The sequence below is a fragment of the Bacillus sp. FSL R9-9492 genome (assembly GCF_038007365.1).
In the GTDB taxonomy this organism is placed as follows: Bacteria; Bacillota; Bacilli; order Bacillales; family Bacillaceae_G; genus Bacillus_A; species Bacillus_A mycoides.
In genome coordinates this window covers 2,156,263-2,173,879 of the sequence record NZ_JBBOXC010000001.1, presented here as the reverse complement: position 1 = coordinate 2,173,879, position 17,617 = coordinate 2,156,263, and the positions used below count along the sequence as shown (strand labels likewise).

16 protein-coding genes and 1 pseudogene are annotated in these 17,617 nt (G+C 36.3%); 6 read left to right on the top strand and 11 right to left on the bottom strand.

The window, feature by feature from the left end:
* Window positions 1-140: 140 nt before the first annotated feature.
* The 5 genes from nirB to MKY70_RS10970 are packed head-to-tail and all read left to right on the top strand — an operon-like array spanning window position 141 to window position 5,520.
* A complete protein-coding gene (gene nirB, locus MKY70_RS10990; protein WP_341024202.1) occupies window positions 141-2,546 on the top strand; it encodes an NADPH-nitrite reductase large subunit in 2,406 nt (801 codons plus the stop codon).
* A gap of 15 nt (window positions 2,547-2,561) precedes the next feature.
* A complete protein-coding gene (nirD, locus tag MKY70_RS10985) occupies window positions 2,562-2,879 on the top strand; it encodes a nitrite reductase small subunit NirD (RefSeq protein ID WP_061689857.1) in 318 nt (105 codons plus the stop codon).
* Between the two features lie 58 nt (window positions 2,880-2,937).
* Window positions 2,938-4,362 carry a uroporphyrin-III C-methyltransferase gene (locus MKY70_RS10980; RefSeq protein ID WP_088032727.1) on the top strand — a complete coding sequence of 475 codons (1,425 nt, stop codon included), beginning with the start codon at window positions 2,938-2,940 and terminating at the stop codon, window positions 4,360-4,362.
* Window positions 4,359-5,069, top strand: coding sequence for a sirohydrochlorin chelatase (locus MKY70_RS10975; RefSeq protein WP_088032725.1), 711 nt, complete (start codon window positions 4,359-4,361; stop codon window positions 5,067-5,069). Before MKY70_RS10980 ends, MKY70_RS10975 begins: the two co-directional genes overlap by 4 nt.
* Window positions 5,062-5,520: a precorrin-2 dehydrogenase gene (locus MKY70_RS10970; RefSeq protein ID WP_088032723.1), complete on the top strand. Its 459-nt coding sequence runs from the start codon at window positions 5,062-5,064 to the stop codon at window positions 5,518-5,520. The genes MKY70_RS10975 and MKY70_RS10970 overlap by 8 nt, the downstream gene beginning before the upstream one ends.
* Window positions 5,521-5,790: 270 nt before the next feature.
* On the opposite strand, the gene MKY70_RS10965 is transcribed toward MKY70_RS10970, so the two are convergent.
* The 9 genes and pseudogenes from MKY70_RS10965 to moaA form a co-directional block, all read right to left on the bottom strand.
* Window positions 5,791-7,146: an RNA-guided endonuclease TnpB family protein gene (locus MKY70_RS10965; protein ID WP_088032721.1), complete on the bottom strand. Its 1,356-nt coding sequence runs from the start codon at window positions 7,144-7,146 to the stop codon at window positions 5,791-5,793.
* A 587-nt stretch (window positions 7,147-7,733) separates the two neighbouring features.
* Window positions 7,734-8,157: pseudogene (locus MKY70_RS10960) on the bottom strand (SpoIIAA family protein).
* Between the two features lie 302 nt (window positions 8,158-8,459).
* Complete coding sequence (locus MKY70_RS10955) at window positions 8,460-9,377, bottom strand: AEC family transporter (protein ID WP_088032716.1); 918 nt, start codon at window positions 9,375-9,377, stop codon at window positions 8,460-8,462.
* A gap of 378 nt (window positions 9,378-9,755) precedes the next feature.
* The gene (gene narK / locus MKY70_RS10950) at window positions 9,756-10,925 is read right to left on the bottom strand and encodes a nitrate transporter NarK (protein WP_002031603.1); all 1,170 of its coding nucleotides are present in this window, start codon (window positions 10,923-10,925) and stop codon (window positions 9,756-9,758) included.
* An 80-nt stretch (window positions 10,926-11,005) separates the two neighbouring features.
* Window positions 11,006-11,239, bottom strand: coding sequence for a molybdopterin converting factor subunit 1 (gene moaD, locus MKY70_RS10945; RefSeq protein WP_088032714.1), 234 nt, complete (start codon window positions 11,237-11,239; stop codon window positions 11,006-11,008).
* On the bottom strand, window positions 11,236-11,706 hold the full coding sequence (locus MKY70_RS10940) for a molybdenum cofactor biosynthesis protein MoaE (RefSeq protein ID WP_088032713.1): 471 nt from the start codon (window positions 11,704-11,706) through the stop codon (window positions 11,236-11,238). Before MKY70_RS10940 ends, moaD begins: the two co-directional genes overlap by 4 nt.
* Before the next feature lie 44 nt (window positions 11,707-11,750).
* Window positions 11,751-13,040, bottom strand: coding sequence for a molybdopterin molybdotransferase MoeA (locus tag MKY70_RS10935; RefSeq protein WP_341024198.1), 1,290 nt, complete (start codon window positions 13,038-13,040; stop codon window positions 11,751-11,753).
* A gap of 42 nt (window positions 13,041-13,082) precedes the next feature.
* Window positions 13,083-14,096: a molybdopterin-synthase adenylyltransferase MoeB gene (locus MKY70_RS10930; RefSeq protein ID WP_341024197.1), complete on the bottom strand. Its 1,014-nt coding sequence runs from the start codon at window positions 14,094-14,096 to the stop codon at window positions 13,083-13,085.
* A gap of 17 nt (window positions 14,097-14,113) precedes the next feature.
* Entirely contained in the window at window positions 14,114-15,127 is a 1,014-nt protein-coding gene (moaA, locus tag MKY70_RS10925) for a GTP 3',8-cyclase MoaA (protein WP_193653521.1), read from the bottom strand.
* 395 nt (window positions 15,128-15,522) lie between these two features.
* Between moaA and MKY70_RS10920 the strand changes: the two genes are divergently transcribed.
* Entirely contained in the window at window positions 15,523-16,215 is a 693-nt protein-coding gene (locus tag MKY70_RS10920; RefSeq protein WP_088032707.1) for a Crp/Fnr family transcriptional regulator, read from the top strand.
* Window positions 16,216-16,365: 150 nt separating this feature from the next.
* Here the strand turns inward: MKY70_RS10920 and narI are convergent, their stop codons facing one another.
* Both narI and narJ read right to left on the bottom strand, forming a co-directional pair.
* Complete coding sequence (narI, locus tag MKY70_RS10915; protein ID WP_341024194.1) at window positions 16,366-17,055, bottom strand: respiratory nitrate reductase subunit gamma; 690 nt, start codon at window positions 17,053-17,055, stop codon at window positions 16,366-16,368.
* Window positions 17,056-17,072: 17 nt separating this feature from the next.
* Window positions 17,073-17,603, bottom strand: a complete 531-nt coding sequence (gene narJ, locus MKY70_RS10910; protein ID WP_088032703.1) for a nitrate reductase molybdenum cofactor assembly chaperone — start codon at window positions 17,601-17,603, stop codon at window positions 17,073-17,075.
* Window positions 17,604-17,617 lie beyond the last annotated feature (14 nt).

Below are 17,617 nucleotides of genomic sequence, written 5' to 3'. Positions count from 1 at the left end.
TCCCTTCACATAAATCCGAATTTTAACAATTTGTGAATCATTATAAAAATGTGATAAATATCACATCTTCCCCTTTTTTGATTTTCTATAATGAGAATATAATATTTTGTTCAGCATTTCACATAAAAGGGGAAATGAATATGAAAAAACATTTAGTTATGATCGGAAATGGTATGGCTGGCATACGCTGTATGGAAGAAATATTAAAACATGATAGTGATTCATATGAGATTACTATTTTTGGAGATGAACCACATCCAAACTACAATCGCATTATGCTCTCTCATGTTCTACAAGGCAAAACAAATATGCAAGATATCATTATGAACGAATATAGTTGGTACGAAGAAAACGAAATAACTTTATATACAAACGAGAGAGTTCAAAGTATTAACCGCGAGGAAAAGGTCATTGTCACAGAAAAAAATCGTACTCTTACATACGACAAACTCATTATCGCAACAGGTTCTAGTGCTTTTATTTTACCAGTTGAAGGTTCCACCCTTCCTGGTGTAACAGGATTTCGAACAATTGAAGATACACAATTTATGATGGATACCGCTAAAGAAAAGAAAAAGGCCGTTGTCATTGGTGGTGGATTACTCGGTTTAGAAGCCGCAAGAGGTCTTATTGACTTAGGAATGGACGTACATGTTGTTCATTTAATGCCTAGCTTAATGGAGCAACAACTAGATACGAAAGCAGCTTCCCTATTGCGTGAAGATTTAGAAGCGCAAGGCATGAAGTTTCTAATGGAAAAGAAAACTGTAAAGATTCTTGGTACAGACCATGTTGAGGGCATTCAATTTGAAGATGGTGAAGTTGTAGATTGTAATTTAATCGTGATGGCTGTTGGAATACGCCCGAATACCCATTTAGCAAAAGATGCTAGTTTAATTGTAAATCGCGGCATTGTAGTTAACGACTATATGCAAACAAATGATGCATCCATTTATGCTGTTGGAGAATGTGCGGAACATGACGGTATCGCATATGGACTTGTTGCCCCTCTTTATGAACAAGGCGCAATATTAGCAAAACATATAACGAATTTACAAACTAATGGATATACGGGCAGCATCGTCGGTACACAGTTAAAAGTTGCAGGTTGTGATTTATTCTCTGCTGGTCAAATTTATGAAGATGATCAAACGAAAGCAATTTCAATCTTTGATGAATGTAAACGTTCCTATAAAAAAGTATTAATTCGTGACAATAAAGTCGTCGGTATCGTTTTATATGGTGATGCAACTGATGGTACACGCCTCTTTAGCATGTTAAAGAAAGAAGAAGATATACAAGAATATACAGCCGCTTCCCTTCTTCACAAAGCTGGTGAAGAAAGTGAACTTGACGTTGCTACAATGAGTGCGGATGACACAATTTGTGGATGTAATGGCGTTACGAAAGGTACAATCGTTCATGCCATTTTAGAACAAGAGTTAACTACTTTTGAAGAAGTTAAAGGATGCACGAAAGCCGCAGGGTCTTGTGGTAAATGTCGTCCGCTTGTGGAACAAGTTCTAGCTCATACACTCGGAGATGCTTTTGATGCTTCTGCGCAGTCTGCTGGTATGTGCGGATGTACAACTTTATCACGTGACGAAGTCGTAGCCACCATTCACCAGAAAGGTTTAAAATCGCCAAAAGAAGTACGAAATGTACTCGGTTTTGCACATGAAGACGGCTGTTCGAAATGTCGTCCTGCTTTAAATTACTATTTACGTATGGCGATTCCGGAAGAATATGTAGATGATAAATCATCCCGTTACGTTAATGAAAGAATGAATGGTAACATCCAGCACGATGGTACATTCTCTGTTATTCCACGTATGTACGGAGGCGTTACAACCGCAGATGATTTAATGAAAATTGCTGAAGTCGCAAAAAAATATGACGTTCCTCTTGTGAAAATTACAGGTGCGAGCCGAATCGGCTTATATGGTGTTAAGAAACAAGATTTACCTAACGTATGGGCTGACTTAAATATGACTTCTGGATATGCGTACTCAAAATCGCTTCGTAATGTAAAATCATGTGTTGGTTCTCGCTTCTGTCGTTTCGGTACGAAAGATTCATTAGGACTTGGTATGCTCCTTGAACAGTCATTAGAAATGGTAGATACACCTCATAAAATGAAAATGGGTGTAACAGGTTGTCCACGTAACTGTGCGGAAGTACTTACGAAAGATTTCGGCGTTGTGTGTGTTGAAAATGGATTCCAACTGTATATCGGTGGAAATGGTGGTACGGAAGTACGCGAGGCTGATTTTGTAATGATCGTCCCTACTGAAGACGATGTCCTTCGCATCGCTACAGCTTACATGCAATATTATCGTGAAACTGGTATTTACGGGGAGCGTACTGCCTATTGGACAGAACGATTAGGCTTCGATCACATAAAAGAAATACTACAAGATACAAGTATGGTCACGATGTTAAATGATCGTTTCCAAACAGCTCGTAGCACATATACGGAAGCTTGGGGACAAGCACTAGAAACGAAGTCTTTAAAAGCGATGTATGAAGTAGAAACTGTGAAATAAGGAGCTGTGATCTATATGATACAAACGAAAGAAAAAATAAAAGTTATGCGTGCAGAAGATCTTCCTATTCAAATCGGTAAAGAGGTACAAATGAAAGGTATGTCTATCGCCCTATTCCGCCTTTCAAATGGCGATATTCGAGCTGTAGAAAATCGTTGTCCTCATAAAAACGGACCATTAGCCGAAGGAATTGTATCTGGTGAATTCGTTTTTTGTCCACTACATGATTGGAAAATTTCATTACTAACAGGTGAAGTTCAAAAACCTGATGACGGCTGTATCCAAACGTACGAAGTAGAAGTTATTGATGGTGACATTTATATAAACATGTAATTTACGAAAGGAAGCCTCCTCTGGCTTCCTTTTAAATAAAAAATTATGAGGTGCGATTATGAACGGATATGTATATTTAGTTGGTGCAGGACCAGGTGATGAAGGGCTTATTACAAAGAAAGCGATAGATTGCTTAAAGCGTGCAGATATTGTCTTATATGACCGCTTATTGAACCCTAACTTTCTTAGCTATACAAAGCCAACTTGTGAACTTATTTATTGCGGTAAAATGCCACAGAATCATACTATGCGTCAAGAAATGATTAACGCCCACCTCCTTCAATTTGCGAAAGAAGGAAAAATCGTTGTCCGCTTAAAGGGCGGAGATCCATCTATTTTTGGCCGTGTTGGTGAAGAAGCAGAAACTTTAGCAGCAGCGGACATTCCATACGAGATTGTGCCAGGTATTACAGCTAGCATCGCCGCTAGTAGTTATGCAGGTATCCCCCTCACCCACCGTGACTATAGTAATAGTGTAACTTTACTAACTGGACATTCGAAAGGTCCTTTAACCGATCATGGAAAATATAATTCATCCCACAATAGCGACACAATTGCCTACTACATGGGTATAAAAAACTTACCTACAATTTGTGAAAACTTACTACAAGCAGGAAAACAAGAAAATACACCCGTAGCAGTCATTGAGTGGGGTACAACTGGAAAGCAACGCGTTGTCACAGGAACACTTTCAACCATTGTTCCTATCGTCAAAAACGAAAATATTTCTAACCCTTCCATGACAATTGTTGGTGATGTCGTTTCCTTACGGGATCAAATCGCTTGGAAAGAACGTAAACCATTGCATGGTAAAAAAGTTTTATTTGCATCCGCAACAAATAAAACCAGTTTCATGAAGCAAAAGTTACAAGAATGCGGTGCAGAAACATATCAAATTCCAACTTTCAAAAGGGAAGAATACACATTAACATCTGAACAAATCAATGAAATTTTTAACGTTGATCGCCTTGTATTTTGTTCTGCTGAAAGTGTAGAAATCTTGATGCGATCATGTAGTAAACACCAGAAAGATATTCGTTCCTTACAGGCGAAACTGCAGTATATGAACGTTGCCACTCAAGAAAAACTTATGCAATATGGGCTACTAAGTAAACAAGCAGAGTTCTCTTCCGATACAACTGCTTATTTAGGCAGAAATATTAATCGAATTGGTTTTATTCAAGAAAAAATTGGTGCTGGGTCTTATATGATGACTCATGAGTATACAATTGATCATCGCTTCGATGAAATTCATTCTCGTATGCTTTCTGAATTCTCATGGGATAGCATTGTATTTGAAGGGCGTGCCTCAATTGATACATTTTTATCAGAAGTAAAACGCCTTGGCTTTATCGATATCGTTACTCTTCCATTCTCGTATACCGACGTTCCAACTTTACACTATGCGAATAAAGTTGGATTTCATAATATAGATCAGCAATTACAAAACATTATTATGAAGAAAGACATGGTGAGACGATGAAAGGAATCGTATATGTTGGACACGGTAGTCGCCTGCAAGAAGGTAATGAACAATTCATTCACTTTATTCAATCTGTTATGAAAGAACGTAACGAAAGGATTCAAAAAATAGCGTTTCTGGAACTAACAACACCTACCATTTCGGATGTAGTCACAGAAACAATACTAGAGGGAGCGACTGAAATAATGATTGTACCTGTATTATTATTTGCAGCAGCTCACTATAAACGTGATATTCCTTTTGAAATAGAGCAACTACAAAAGAAATATCCACAAATAACATTTTCAGTTGTACCACCCTTTAGTACGCATCCACATATGGTGGAACTTGTAGTGAAAAGAATACGTGAAACTATGCCAATGCAAGATAGTAGTATTTTACTCGTAGGAAGAGGTAGCAGTGATCCACAGCCGATACATGAGTTACAACAAATCGGAGCAGCTGTCGAACGAAAACTCGGTATGCCAGTATCGTGCTCCTTTTTAACGAAAGGAGAACCCTCTTTTACTGCTGAGCTCAAGGCTATAACATCTACTGCGTCCCATGTATATGTCATGCCGTATCTTCTCTTTACCGGATTGTTGCTTCAAAAAATTAAGTTGCATACAAAAAAATACGATCACGTTACAACTTGCAATTGCCTTCAGTTTGATACATATATGAAATTAACATTATTAGAACGAATGGAGGAATGTGTGTATGTATAACATGTACCCTCTTATGTTTAATCTACATAATAAAGTGGTCGTTATCATTGGTGGAGGTAAAATCGCATATCGAAAAGCGTCTGGATTAAAAGATACAGGCGCGTTTGTCACCGTTGTCAGCCCAGAAATTTGCAAGGAAATGAAAGAACTACCTTATATTACTTGGAAGCAAAAAACTTTTAGTAATGACGATATTAAAGATGCTCATCTTATTTATGCAGCTACAAATCAACATGCTGTCAATATGATGGTCAAACAAGCCGCCCATGATTTCCAGTGGGTTAACGTTGTAAGTGATGGTACAGAATCATCATTTCACACACCTGGTGTCATCCGACATAATGAATATGTTGTCACTATTTCAACTTCAGGTAAAAATCCATCGTTTACGAAGCGTTTGAAGCAAGAATTAACATCTATACTTCCTAAACTTGTCAACTACCCCCACTGAGATGAAGCGTTTCAGTGGGGGCTTGAGTTCAAACGCTAGGTCTTTTCGTCTATCACTAGACAGTTTGACGCTCTAGCCTTCATGCCACCTTATGGTAACACCCCAAGTAAGTTTTTGGTTGGTACTGGCAACGAACGATTGTTTTCCCACTTGCACCACCCTTTCGAAAAAGAGCAGTTCTTCCTTGTGGAAGAAGCCACCACTCAGATGAATCTAGTGTGTGCTACAAGCCCCGACAAGTCGAGTACACATGGATGGTTGACGCACCCACTAAGCTATGCACGAAGCAACAGCCTTACGTTTTTGCACTTCTAATAGAATCGGCGTTTTCACTTTAAAATTGTCATCCCATTCTACAACTTTTGATTTTTGCAATGTATTCAGCGCACCATTAATATCAGCATGGATACATGCTCCTGCTTTACTTTGGTACAGACCACGAGTGATTCGTTTGCCACTAAAGCCATACTGAGTCCTATCATCCTTAGACCAAACTGGAATCGGATCTTTATCAAGAAAACTAGCTTTTGAAGTATAGCTTTCTTCTTGTTTCAAAAATCGGATGCCTTCTTTTATACATTTATTCTCAATTGCTGCAATCAGTTTATGAAATGGGATTTGAACAAATGTTTGATTATTCTTTTTTCCCATATCAGATTTTTGTTTCCAATCAGTGTTATACCCTACGACAATCGTATCTATGTTGTATGCTTTTACTTTTTTAAACAACAAGCCTATCGTTTGTGAAATGTAACCATTTATTTGTCGTTCTCGTTTATGCCAAAGTGCAGCGATTTTGTTCGTTACAACACGTTTGGAAATTCCATTCTCCATATTTTTCTGTTGGAGATTACGTATCGTTTTATTGAAGTACTGGTTAATAGATTTTATTTTTTTTCCATCAATTAAAAATGCATCACCTGTATTTGTCACGCAACTTACTAATCTATCTACACCTAAATCGCAACTCAAAGCGTTACTCGTAGTCGTGGATGGTTTCTTCATTTGAGAAACGTGCATTTCATATGTGTAATGCACCTCAAAGAACCGACCTTTTTGCTTCGGTACAATCTCAATATAGGAGATTTTTTTATTTCTCAAGTTTTTAGGTATACGTATTTTAATGGAACCGAATTTTTTTCTGAATGCCACATTCATCGGAATGATCCAATACCCGTTATCATCCACTTTTGGCACTTGATAGATTTCAATGATTCGTTTGTCAGTTGAACGAGAATAATTTGGAAACTTCGGACGACCTGTGAACTTCTCAGGATTTTTCTTCCACTGTTCCAGCGCTTTAAAAAAGCTCTTCACTTCTGTAAATAAGGCTCTACGAATCGCTTGAACAGAGTTTGATTGAACACCCCAGTAGTTCATATCAGCCTGCATGGCATTGTCCACTTCTTTTACAGTAGCCATTTTATTATCGTTCAAATAACTTTGCTTCATCGTGTACAACCCAACATTTCGCAACGCTTTTGAACTATGCGACATACGCTGAAGTAAACGAAATTTTTTAGCTGTGAGGCAAGCTCGTCCGATATGCTGTTTCTGCGTGAATCGTTGCATGGTTTCTCTTTTCTTTTGTTTCCGTAATACTTTCACTGCTTTCTTTCTAGCCATTGTTTTCACCACCTTTCTCAGAGAGTTCATTACAATTATTCCTTTCCTAAGATAGTGTTTTTTTAGGAAAGAAATATTTTCGTAACTGTTAATTACTGTTAATTACTTTTAACAAATCAATATTTGGAACGGAACAAAATATGAACATGGTCTTCATCGTAATTCCTTTTGGTTCAAGCAACCAAATGATTATAATTATCCAATTTCGTTGTCCACGATATATTCCCTCCTTATCTAGGGCAGATTATATCGTAAGACAAAAGAAACAAAATTGTTTCGTCTACCTGCTGACGGCAATCATCTCCACCTGAATTGTTGGGCTTCACCCGTAACACAAATCAGATGGAGTCTTCTTGCCGAAAAGGATAAAAAAGATTTCTCGTACACACAAATTGTAATCTATTTCTTAGCTAAAATAGTAATTACCTTTGGACAAACGTTTTTTAGGGACGTTTGTTCTTTTTGTTGTAGTTCCGTTTTTTTATTCCACAGGTAACCTGTGGAGAAAATGAATGCTGTTAGCAACTTGTAAACAAGTAAATGTTATGACAAGTGCAATATTACGAGCAACTCGTTCAATTGAATTTTTATATTGGGTATTCATTCAACCAAATTAACGCTTCTTCATATTCATCAAAAAATTTTACGGATTCTTTCGTATTAGACTGTTGCAAATAAGTCAGTATCTCCCCTTCTTCAAGAAGAAATGCAATTGCCTTACTATGATTCAAAATGGTTTCATTGAAGAACTTATCTTTCCATACTTTTTGAACAGAAAAATGATTCGGTTTGTATCCTTTTCTATCTACCAATAATTTGTATTTCCGACCCTCAGAAATAAATTGCTGACAAACCTGCTCAAAGCCATTAAACCATTCATACACATCCTCTGTATTAATCTGGCCAATTAGATGGGTAACAATCAAATCTCCCGAAACCGTTGTGCTAATATTCTGTTTACTCAACTTAGAATCATCTCCCCTTAGTTACAATTATGCGGAAAAACCGCATAAAATCAATAAAAATAAAATTCTTACTTGACACTCCCACCCTATCGCTAACAACCTAAGCTCATGTAACATCAATTATAAGCGAGATTGTGTCTTTTTTCGCAACTCTATATGTAGATGATTTAAAGATTTGCATACGAAATAACCCCTAATGAGTTTCCTTGTTTGAATTAAGTCGCTTGATTATCAAACATGATACAATTGTAAACGACACCCAATATATGAAAGACTGTTTTCTTCTCATATCGATAGGATTTCCGTCCATCATTTACCGCCTCAAATCTATTCGTTTTGCGCGTATATTCAAAACAAAATATATGACAAATAAATAACGACAGTTACTGTAATAATGCTGAAAAGTGTTGAAAATAAAACGATTTGCGCATGTAGTTCAGGCTCTATTTGATACTCCATAGCAATGGTTGATGTATTTCTTGAAGTAGGAAAAGAACTTGCAATAAATAATGAGTGTGCAACAATACCATCAATGTTTAGTAGGTAGATTATGGCAAGTGCTAATAATGGTCCCATCAATAACCTTCCAATTAAAGCCCATGTTATGACTCGATGGAAAAAATTAAGCTTAATGTTAGATAATTGCGCTCCTAGCAATATGAGTGCTATTGCAACAAAACTATTCGCAAGCTGATTAAGAGGTAGAAAGATAGAATTAGGTATTTTAATTGTAAAAGATTGAAAGAGAATCCCTAATATGAGTGCATGAAATACAGGCAGTCTTAGAAATGATTGAATAATACTTCCGATTGTTTTTGTTGCTGATAGTAAGTTATATATCCCATATGAATAAGTTAAAAGATTCTGGAAAATTACAATAAAAATCTGAATGGAAACTCCCACTGGATTGTGACTGAAAATCAATTGACTTACTGGTAATCCATAATTACCGGAATTCATTAACGAAATACTATTTTTTAGAGCTGCACTTTCTCCTTTTTCTAACTTTAATGTTTTTGAAATGAAATGACTTACTATCATCACACTCAGACTGTAAAGCATTAAATAGTATATTATCTGGAGCAACAAACCTGTTTCTATACGAATATCATATATATTCACAAATACAGCCGCTGGCATCAAGCAATAAGTAATAAGTGTAGATAGCTGCTTTAAGTTAAATTGGAACTTTCTTTGTAAGATTGCACCAATTAGCATCAATATTAATATTGGTAATATCACGTCTAATATAATAAAAACAAACATTGAAAACCTCATTCTAAATATATTTTAGTTGGATTAAACGCTTTACTACATATGGATCACATTTAATTCATCGGAAAACACCATTAGTTCTCAATAATCAGAAATTTTAAATCAATAATATGAAAATGTGCATCAAAAATTCTCATTTCCCTCCCCGCTCTTTTCTTTAACATAACAAATATGACTCATAAAGAAAATTATGGATTATTTATAGAAATTTATAATTTTATCTTATCGACCTAAACTGTATTATTTAGTTTAAGTGTACCATTTCACAATATCCATTAGCCTACTAAAGAATCTGGTCCTAAAAAATATAGCGAAGCCTGTTACTAAAAGAACCGTCCCAAAATACTTTGGAACGGTTCTTTTTCCTTATTAATGATTCTTTAACATCACTAACAGCTTCTCTTGGCTATACATCCATACTGTAATGATTAAACAAGCAAGAGCGACTTCTGATAACGCCATAAATCCAATTGCATAATGACCTGTTAGTTGGAATAGTAACGTTAAAATTAATGGTGGGAAGAACCCTCCTAATCCACCTAAAGCTGACACAACCCCATTTACAATCCCTGCTTGCTCAGAGAAGTACATTGGAACAAGCTTAAAGATTGTTCCATTTCCAATACCTGCACAGAATGCAACTAGTAAGCAACCAAACGTATACACGTTCATACTAGGCATAAATGATAAAACAATACCAGATAGTGTTAAGCCGATAAATACGAAGATTAATATTTTAAATGGATTAAATTTATCACCGAGCCAACCACCAATCGGGCGCATCATTGTTGCTAATACGATGAATCCAGCTGTCCGCATGCCTGCATCTACTTTCTCTAATCCGAAGTGAGATACTAAAAAGTTTGGTAAATATACTGTAAATGCAACAAATGATCCAAATGTTAAAAAGTAAAAGATACATAGAAACCAAAGTTTTTCATTTTTATATACACCTTTTATTTGTTCCATTAATGGTGTATTCACCTTTTTTTCCTTACGATCGCCTAATAAAAAGTTCATAAGTGCAAATGCTGCAAGTAAAACTAAATAACACTGTACTGTTGTTCTCCAGCCAACTGATGTCGCAATTACAGGTGCTAAAAATGAAGTAATTGCTGTTCCAGCGTTACCCACACCGTAAATACCATTTACAAAACCGTGACTCTCTTTCGGGAAGTATTTCGGTAGAGAAGTTACTCCTACAGAGAATACAGCACCACCAATCCCTACAAATAATCCACCAATAATTAAATCCATCATAGAATTGGCAACACTAATGTAAAAGACAGGGAATAATAAAAGTATAAAACTAATAAAGAACAATTTTCTTGCTCCGTAACGATTTGTCCAATAACCAATTGGAATGCGAAGAATAGAACCTAAAATAACCGGTACTGCTGTGACCATAGAAATTTGTCCCGCAGTTAATGGAATATCCGCTTTAATATATGGCATTAATGATGATAAGATAACCCATACCATAAAACCGATAACTAGATTAGAAGTTTGTAAACTTAATTGAAAATTAGGACTTTTCATCCTGTTCCCTCCTATGTATGCATAGTTATATTCATTCTCTCCAGCCTAATCACGTCCTAACATGATTAGGCTGAAAAGAATCAACCACCACTTACTGGTGGAATCATTGCTACTACATCGCCAGTTTGAATAATGTCATCCTCATTTGCATACTCTTCATTTACGGCAACCATTATCTCGTTTGAAATCGCTACGCTGTATTTCTTAATGAGAACTTCCTTTAGTTCAGCAACCGTAATATTTTCACAATCTATGTACAAGGCCGACTTACTTGCTTCTTCTTGCAAATGTGCAAATAATAGTACTTCAATCATGTTTTCATCTCCCTTTCAGGCTCACCATTTGCATATGCTATTTTCTCTAACTGATCACCTATCCATGACTCACCATCGTCCCAAAACTCTTTCTTCCAAATCGGAACAATTTGTTTTATACGCTCCATAATATATTCGTTCGCCTCATAGGCTGCTTTCCGGTGTGGTGTTGAAACAGCGACAACAACAGCAAAATCAGAAATTTCCAATGTACCAATGCGATGTGTAATTGCTACATATGTCCCAGGCCACTTCTCTTCTACTTCATTACCAATTTTCTCAAGCTGTTTTTCCGCCATTGTTTTATATGCTACATACTCTAAATATAGCGTACGACGTCCTTTCGTAAATTCTCTGACGGTACCAATGAAAGTAGTAACCGCACCACACTCACACCGAATTACTTTGTTTGTAACTTCTTCAATTGAAATAGGTGTATCAATTACTTCATAATACGTATGTGTCATTTTGCACCTCTTACCTTTGTATAAGTTAGCAATCTATTTTTCTATTACTTATATGATCGAAGTGGTTCTTTCCACGGCCACTCACTTCCTATGTTCGATTCCAATAATAATACCGAAACAATTATTCCTGCTTCAAATCCTCTCGTTCCTCCCGGCAGGACGATAAATGCATTCGCCTCTGCAAGTGAAGAAATTGCACTAGATTTATCTAAACCAACTGGTGTAGCTTGCAATTGGCCATCTACAATTTCTACTCTCCCTCTTACAAAACGAGTAAATGGGTTTGCTTTCGGAAAATCTTTCTGTAAAATCGCTTCTGCACGATATACATGCGGATCTTTTCTTTGCAAATATGTTCGAATAACTGGTCTAACATATAATTCACATCCGACATAACAAGCTGAAGGATTACCAGATAGACCAAATAATAGTTTTCCTTCTAGCTCAGCTACAGTTGTCACGCTTCCTGGTCGCATCGCTATTTTATTGAAAAGTACATTAGCTTGTAATCTCTCATAAATAGCAGGTAAATAATCATAGTCTCCTACTGAAACGCCACCAGTTGTAATTAAAATATCGACTTCTTTCATCGCCTTTTTTACAGTGTTATAACACGTCTCTAAATCATCAACGAATTGCCCATAATACCGTACAACTCCGCCCGCTCTTTCAATTTGAGCAGCAATCATATAAGAGTTACTGTTTCGAATCTTCCCTTGTTTTAGTGGTTCATGTACTTCTAAAAGTTCACTTCCTGTTGTTACAACCCCAATAATCGGCTGCTTAACAACATTTACTGAATTATAACCAAACGTAGCAAGAAGCGCTGCTACTCCAGGGTTAATAAAAGTTCCTTTTTTCACAAGGGTGGCATTTTGTTTTACATCTTCCCCTTTAAAAGAAATGTTATCACCAGAAGCGAAAGAGCGTTTTAATTTCATATAAGTCTTTTCGTTTTCCTCAAACCCTTCCGTTAGTTCTAACATAACAACAGCATTACACCCCGCTGGAATCGCGGCTCCTGTCATAATACGTACAGCTTGAAATGGTTTCACTTCTTCTGTAAAAACAAAACCTGCTCCGATTTCACCAATCACTTCGAACTGAATTGGGTTACTGCTACTTGCTTCTTTCGTATCTTCCGCTCTAATTGCAAACCCGTCGTATGGAGATCGATCAAAATGCGGAACATCATGATCTGCAACAACATCTTCTCCAAGAGTTCTTCCATAGCTTTCTATAAGAGAAACTTTTTCCATTTCACCTTGATAGGCATATTCCATTACACGTGCAACTGCTTCTGCCACTGAGATTGGTATACGTTTTTCTAACATTCTTTTTCACCTCGTTTTGATAAGAGGAAACTCTCTTTCTGTTCATCCTATATATTTTGCGTATAACCGTTTTGCCATTTTCCTATCATTAGTCCCATGAATAAACGCTCTGCCGTCTGTAAATAAAACAAAACGATATTCATCTACTAGAAACGATAGTAAATATGGAGTTTTTTTGACACTCACGCTTTTTTGTAAGCGCTTTTTAATTTCTTCTAAATTAAGAACTCGCTTTATCCCTGGACGGATTTGAATTGTATTCCGCCCGCATAACACTTCAGTTTTTAACTGTGCTTCAAATGTTAAACTTGGATACGTGCGTACATTGCCACAAGATGGACATGTACTTTTTTTCTGTCTATTTACTTTTAACGATATATATTGATTGTTCCAAATATCAAACGATAACATTGTTCCTCGCAGCGCCTTATAATCGTCCACCAATATTTTCATCGCTTCTGTTACTTGATGAGCAACTACCATTTGTACAGCTGGCTGAATAATTCCTGCTGTATCGCATGTTGCACCGCCCATAGGATGATCCATTAGACAGCGAAAACATGGTGTTTCCCCCGGAAGAATTGTATACGTTACACCGTAACTCCCAATACATCCACCATATATCCAAGGTATATTTTCTTTTTGTGACATGTCATTTATAAGTAGGCGCGTATCGAAATTATCAGTCGCATCTAAAATGAGATCCACTTCTTTTACTAACTCTTCCATTTCTTGCATTGTAACATCCGTTACAACCGGTACAATTTCCACTTCAGAATTAATCTTTCTTAAATGTTCTGCCGCTGCAATTGCTTTTGGTTTACACTGCTGTGCATCTTTTTCTCTATATAACTGTTGCCTTTGTAAATTACTCCATTCAACGTAGTCACGGTCAGCAATTGTCAATTTCCCAATTCCCATCCTAACGAGCGCTTCCGCATTTGCAGCCCCTAGTGCACCCGCACCGATTAGAAGCACATGCTTTTCTCGTATTTTCTTTTGTCCCATTTCACCAATTCCAGAAAATAATACTTGCCTTGAATAACGCTCCTGCATATGGAATCCTCCTTTCATTATCCACCAATGTAGGACATTTCAATTTTTGGACGTTTATTTGTACTTTCTGCCGTTCGTTCATCTGAATACCTATCTTTTCTATACGCCCATGTATGTTGTAAAATTTTTAATAGTGATGCATCAGAAATATCTTCTCTAAGAAGCGTTCGTAAATCCATTCCTTTTGTTCCAAATAGGCATGTGAAAAATTTACCGTCTGCCGAAATACGAGCCCTCGTACAAGAAGAACAAAAAGACTCAGAGACTGAAGTAATAAATCCAACTTCTGCGTTGCTCCCTACATATCGATATAATTTTGCAACTTCTCCAAAGTAACGAGGTGTAACAGGCTCAAGCGGATATACACGATTAATTTTCTCTATTACTTGTTCCTTCGTAATGACTTGTTCAAAGTTCCAGCCATTCGTACTCCCCACATCCATAAACTCGATAAAACGGAGCTGAATTTCTTGTTCTTTAAAATACCGAGCCATAAGAAGAATTTGACTATCATTCATCCCTTTTTTTACGACCATATTTACCTTTACTTCTAATCCAGCTGCTTTTGCTGCTTCAATTCCTTTCAATACAGGTTTTGTACTTACATTTCGTCCATTAATTTTTTGGAAGACGTGATCCTCTATCGCATCTAAACTAATATTTACACGTTTTAATCCCGCTTCTTTTAATGCCTTTGCTTGTTTTGCTAAATGAATACCGTTTGTTGTGAGACCAATATCCGTTAAACCTTCTAGCTTTGCAAGCCTTGCGATTAACTTTGGTAAGTCTTTACGTAATAAAGGTTCTCCACCAGTAAGTCTAATTTTATTGACTCCCATACTTATAAATAATCTAGCTAATCTTTCTATTTCATCGAATGTTAATAAAAACTCTTCCTGTAAAAAAGCATAATCAGGTCCGAACACTTCCGCCGGCATACAGTATGTGCACCTAAAATTACAACGGTCAATAACTGAAATACGTAAATCTTGAAGTGGCCGCTCTAAAGAATCTCTCATCTTCTCGTGCATCTATATCCCTTCTTTTCTACTGCAATCATTAGTAAGCTTTCAAATTTTTTATTTGCCTTCATTATAAAAAAGAAGCTACATATTCAATGTGACTTTTCTCACATTACCTTCCCCATTCAAAAATTCTTCACAAATCCGTTCGAATTTTGTTCACATCTCTAGTCCCATTCTCTTTACATATTGAAATTCCTTATTGTGTTTCTTTTTCTCTTTTCTTAAACTAAAAAATTTATAGTCATATAATCCTTTACTTCAAGTAGCTTTTTAGAAATTTAATGTTGGTTTCCCCTACGGTCATTGAAATTTTTCTTTATTTTCAAAATAGCTCTTGCATTTTCATCATACTTACACTCAAAATAGGAAATGTATTGCTTATAAGAAGAAAGGTGATCGCTGTGGCAAACAGTATGACATTATCTCAAGATTTAAAAGAATTACTTGCATCTGTTGAATATAAAATGCAGATTAAAAAAGGAAGTTTTATTTTTCAAGAAGGTATGGAAGCAACAGATCTCTATATCATCCACTCAGGAAAAGTACAAATTAGTAAACTAAGTGCTGACGGGCAAGAATTAACACTCCGTATTTGTTCGCAATATGACATTATTGGAGAACTAACATTGTTCACGGACAATGCGAAGTATTTATTAAATTCAAAATGCCTTGAAGATGTTGAAGTAGGCGTTATAAAGCGTGAAGCCTTAGAAAAAGCATTACTCCAAAAACCCGCTCTTGTATTTGAATTTATGAAATGGATTAGTGAACATTTAAGAAGAATGCAAACGAAGTTCCGAGATTTAGTATTACACGGCAAAAAAGGTGCCCTATATTCTACTCTCATTCGAATGACAAATAGTTATGGTGTTTTAAAAGAAAATGGGATTCTCATCGATTTACCTTTAACGAATCAAGAACTTGCGAATTTCTGTGCAACTTCCCGTGAAAGCGTAAATCGAATGTTAAATGATTTGAAAAAAAAAGGTACGATTTCTATTCATAAAGGAAAGATTACAATCCATGATTTACAATTTTTAAAATGTGAAATTGCTTGTGAAGATTGTTCTGCCTCTGTTTGTAGCATAGAGTAGCATCTTATTTAGATGCTACTCTTTTTTTCATATTAAGCTACTTATTAATTTTCACGTACACGGTTATCCCCCTATATAAACAAAGACGAGACCTTCCATATTAGGCCTCGCTTCATTTTAGCCGCTAGCTCTTATCCGTTTACAGCGGCATTATTTTTTCAATTCATTAGGAATACGTCTTCTGTAAATCACATAACTACGGCTTAAGTATTTAATTGGGGCACTAAATACATGGACAAGTCTAGTAAATGGCCATACTGCGAATAGACCCATACCTGCAATTATATGAATTTTAAACCATACTGGTACTTCCATCATATATTCAACTTTCGGTTGGAAAATAAAGAGACTTCGGAACCACGGACCGATTGTTGTACGATAATCAAACCCTTTTGAGTCGATATTTAAAAAGGTTGAAGAAAGTCCTGCTAGCATAACGATAAGTAATAAAATAAGCGCAATATAATCTCCCGTTGTACTCGTTGCAATGATGCGTTTTACTGTTACACGGCGATACGTTAGTATAATTAAACCGATGATAGAAGCAACACCTGCCGGAAGTCCGAAACTAATTGCTACTATATGATACATATGCTCAGAAATACCTATTGAACGGTATAAGGACTCTGGAATTAAAATCCCCATAACATGACCGCCAATTACGAGCATTATCCCAAAGTGGAATAATAGACTTCCGATCCGGAGCATTTTCTTCTCTAATAGTTCACTAGATTTAGATGTCCATCCAAATTGATCATAGTTGTATCTGAAAATATGCCCACCGATAAAGATTGCAAAAATGATATAGGGAACCAACACCCATAAAAATTGATCCATCATTTTGACAACACTCCTTTCTAATTCGTCTGTACTCCCCATGCATCGATAGCTAGGAGAACAGCGGCGAGAATTGGTTCGTGCATACAGTTTGCTTCTTTTAATTGCCCGTGCAGTGCTTGTATATTTTCTGTGTATTTACTCATAATTGGTTCGCTATCTTTTTCGTTTGCATTTGCAAGAAACTCAAGTAAAAGTGGTAAATAATCAGGTAGTTCTTTATCTGTTACGTTAAATCCAGATTTTTTATAATGCTGTTTTAACTCTAACAATTCAATTCCACGCTCTCTTTGTTCACCTGTTTTCATGTAGGTAAGATACATATTTGTCTTCTTTCCAAAGTCGAATGTATATACGTAAGAATCAATGAGTTGATTGTCTGTTTTATCTAGCGCTCGTTTTATAAATGTTGTAAGTGCTGCTTTAACGTCTTCCTGTTCAATTGCTTCAATCTCTTCTTGTAATTCAGTTAAAGCTTCTCTCCACCCTAGTTCCGGGTAGGAGAGAAGAAAAGAAGAACAAGAAAAAGCAGTTTGTAAACTTTGTTTCATAATTTTCTGCCCCC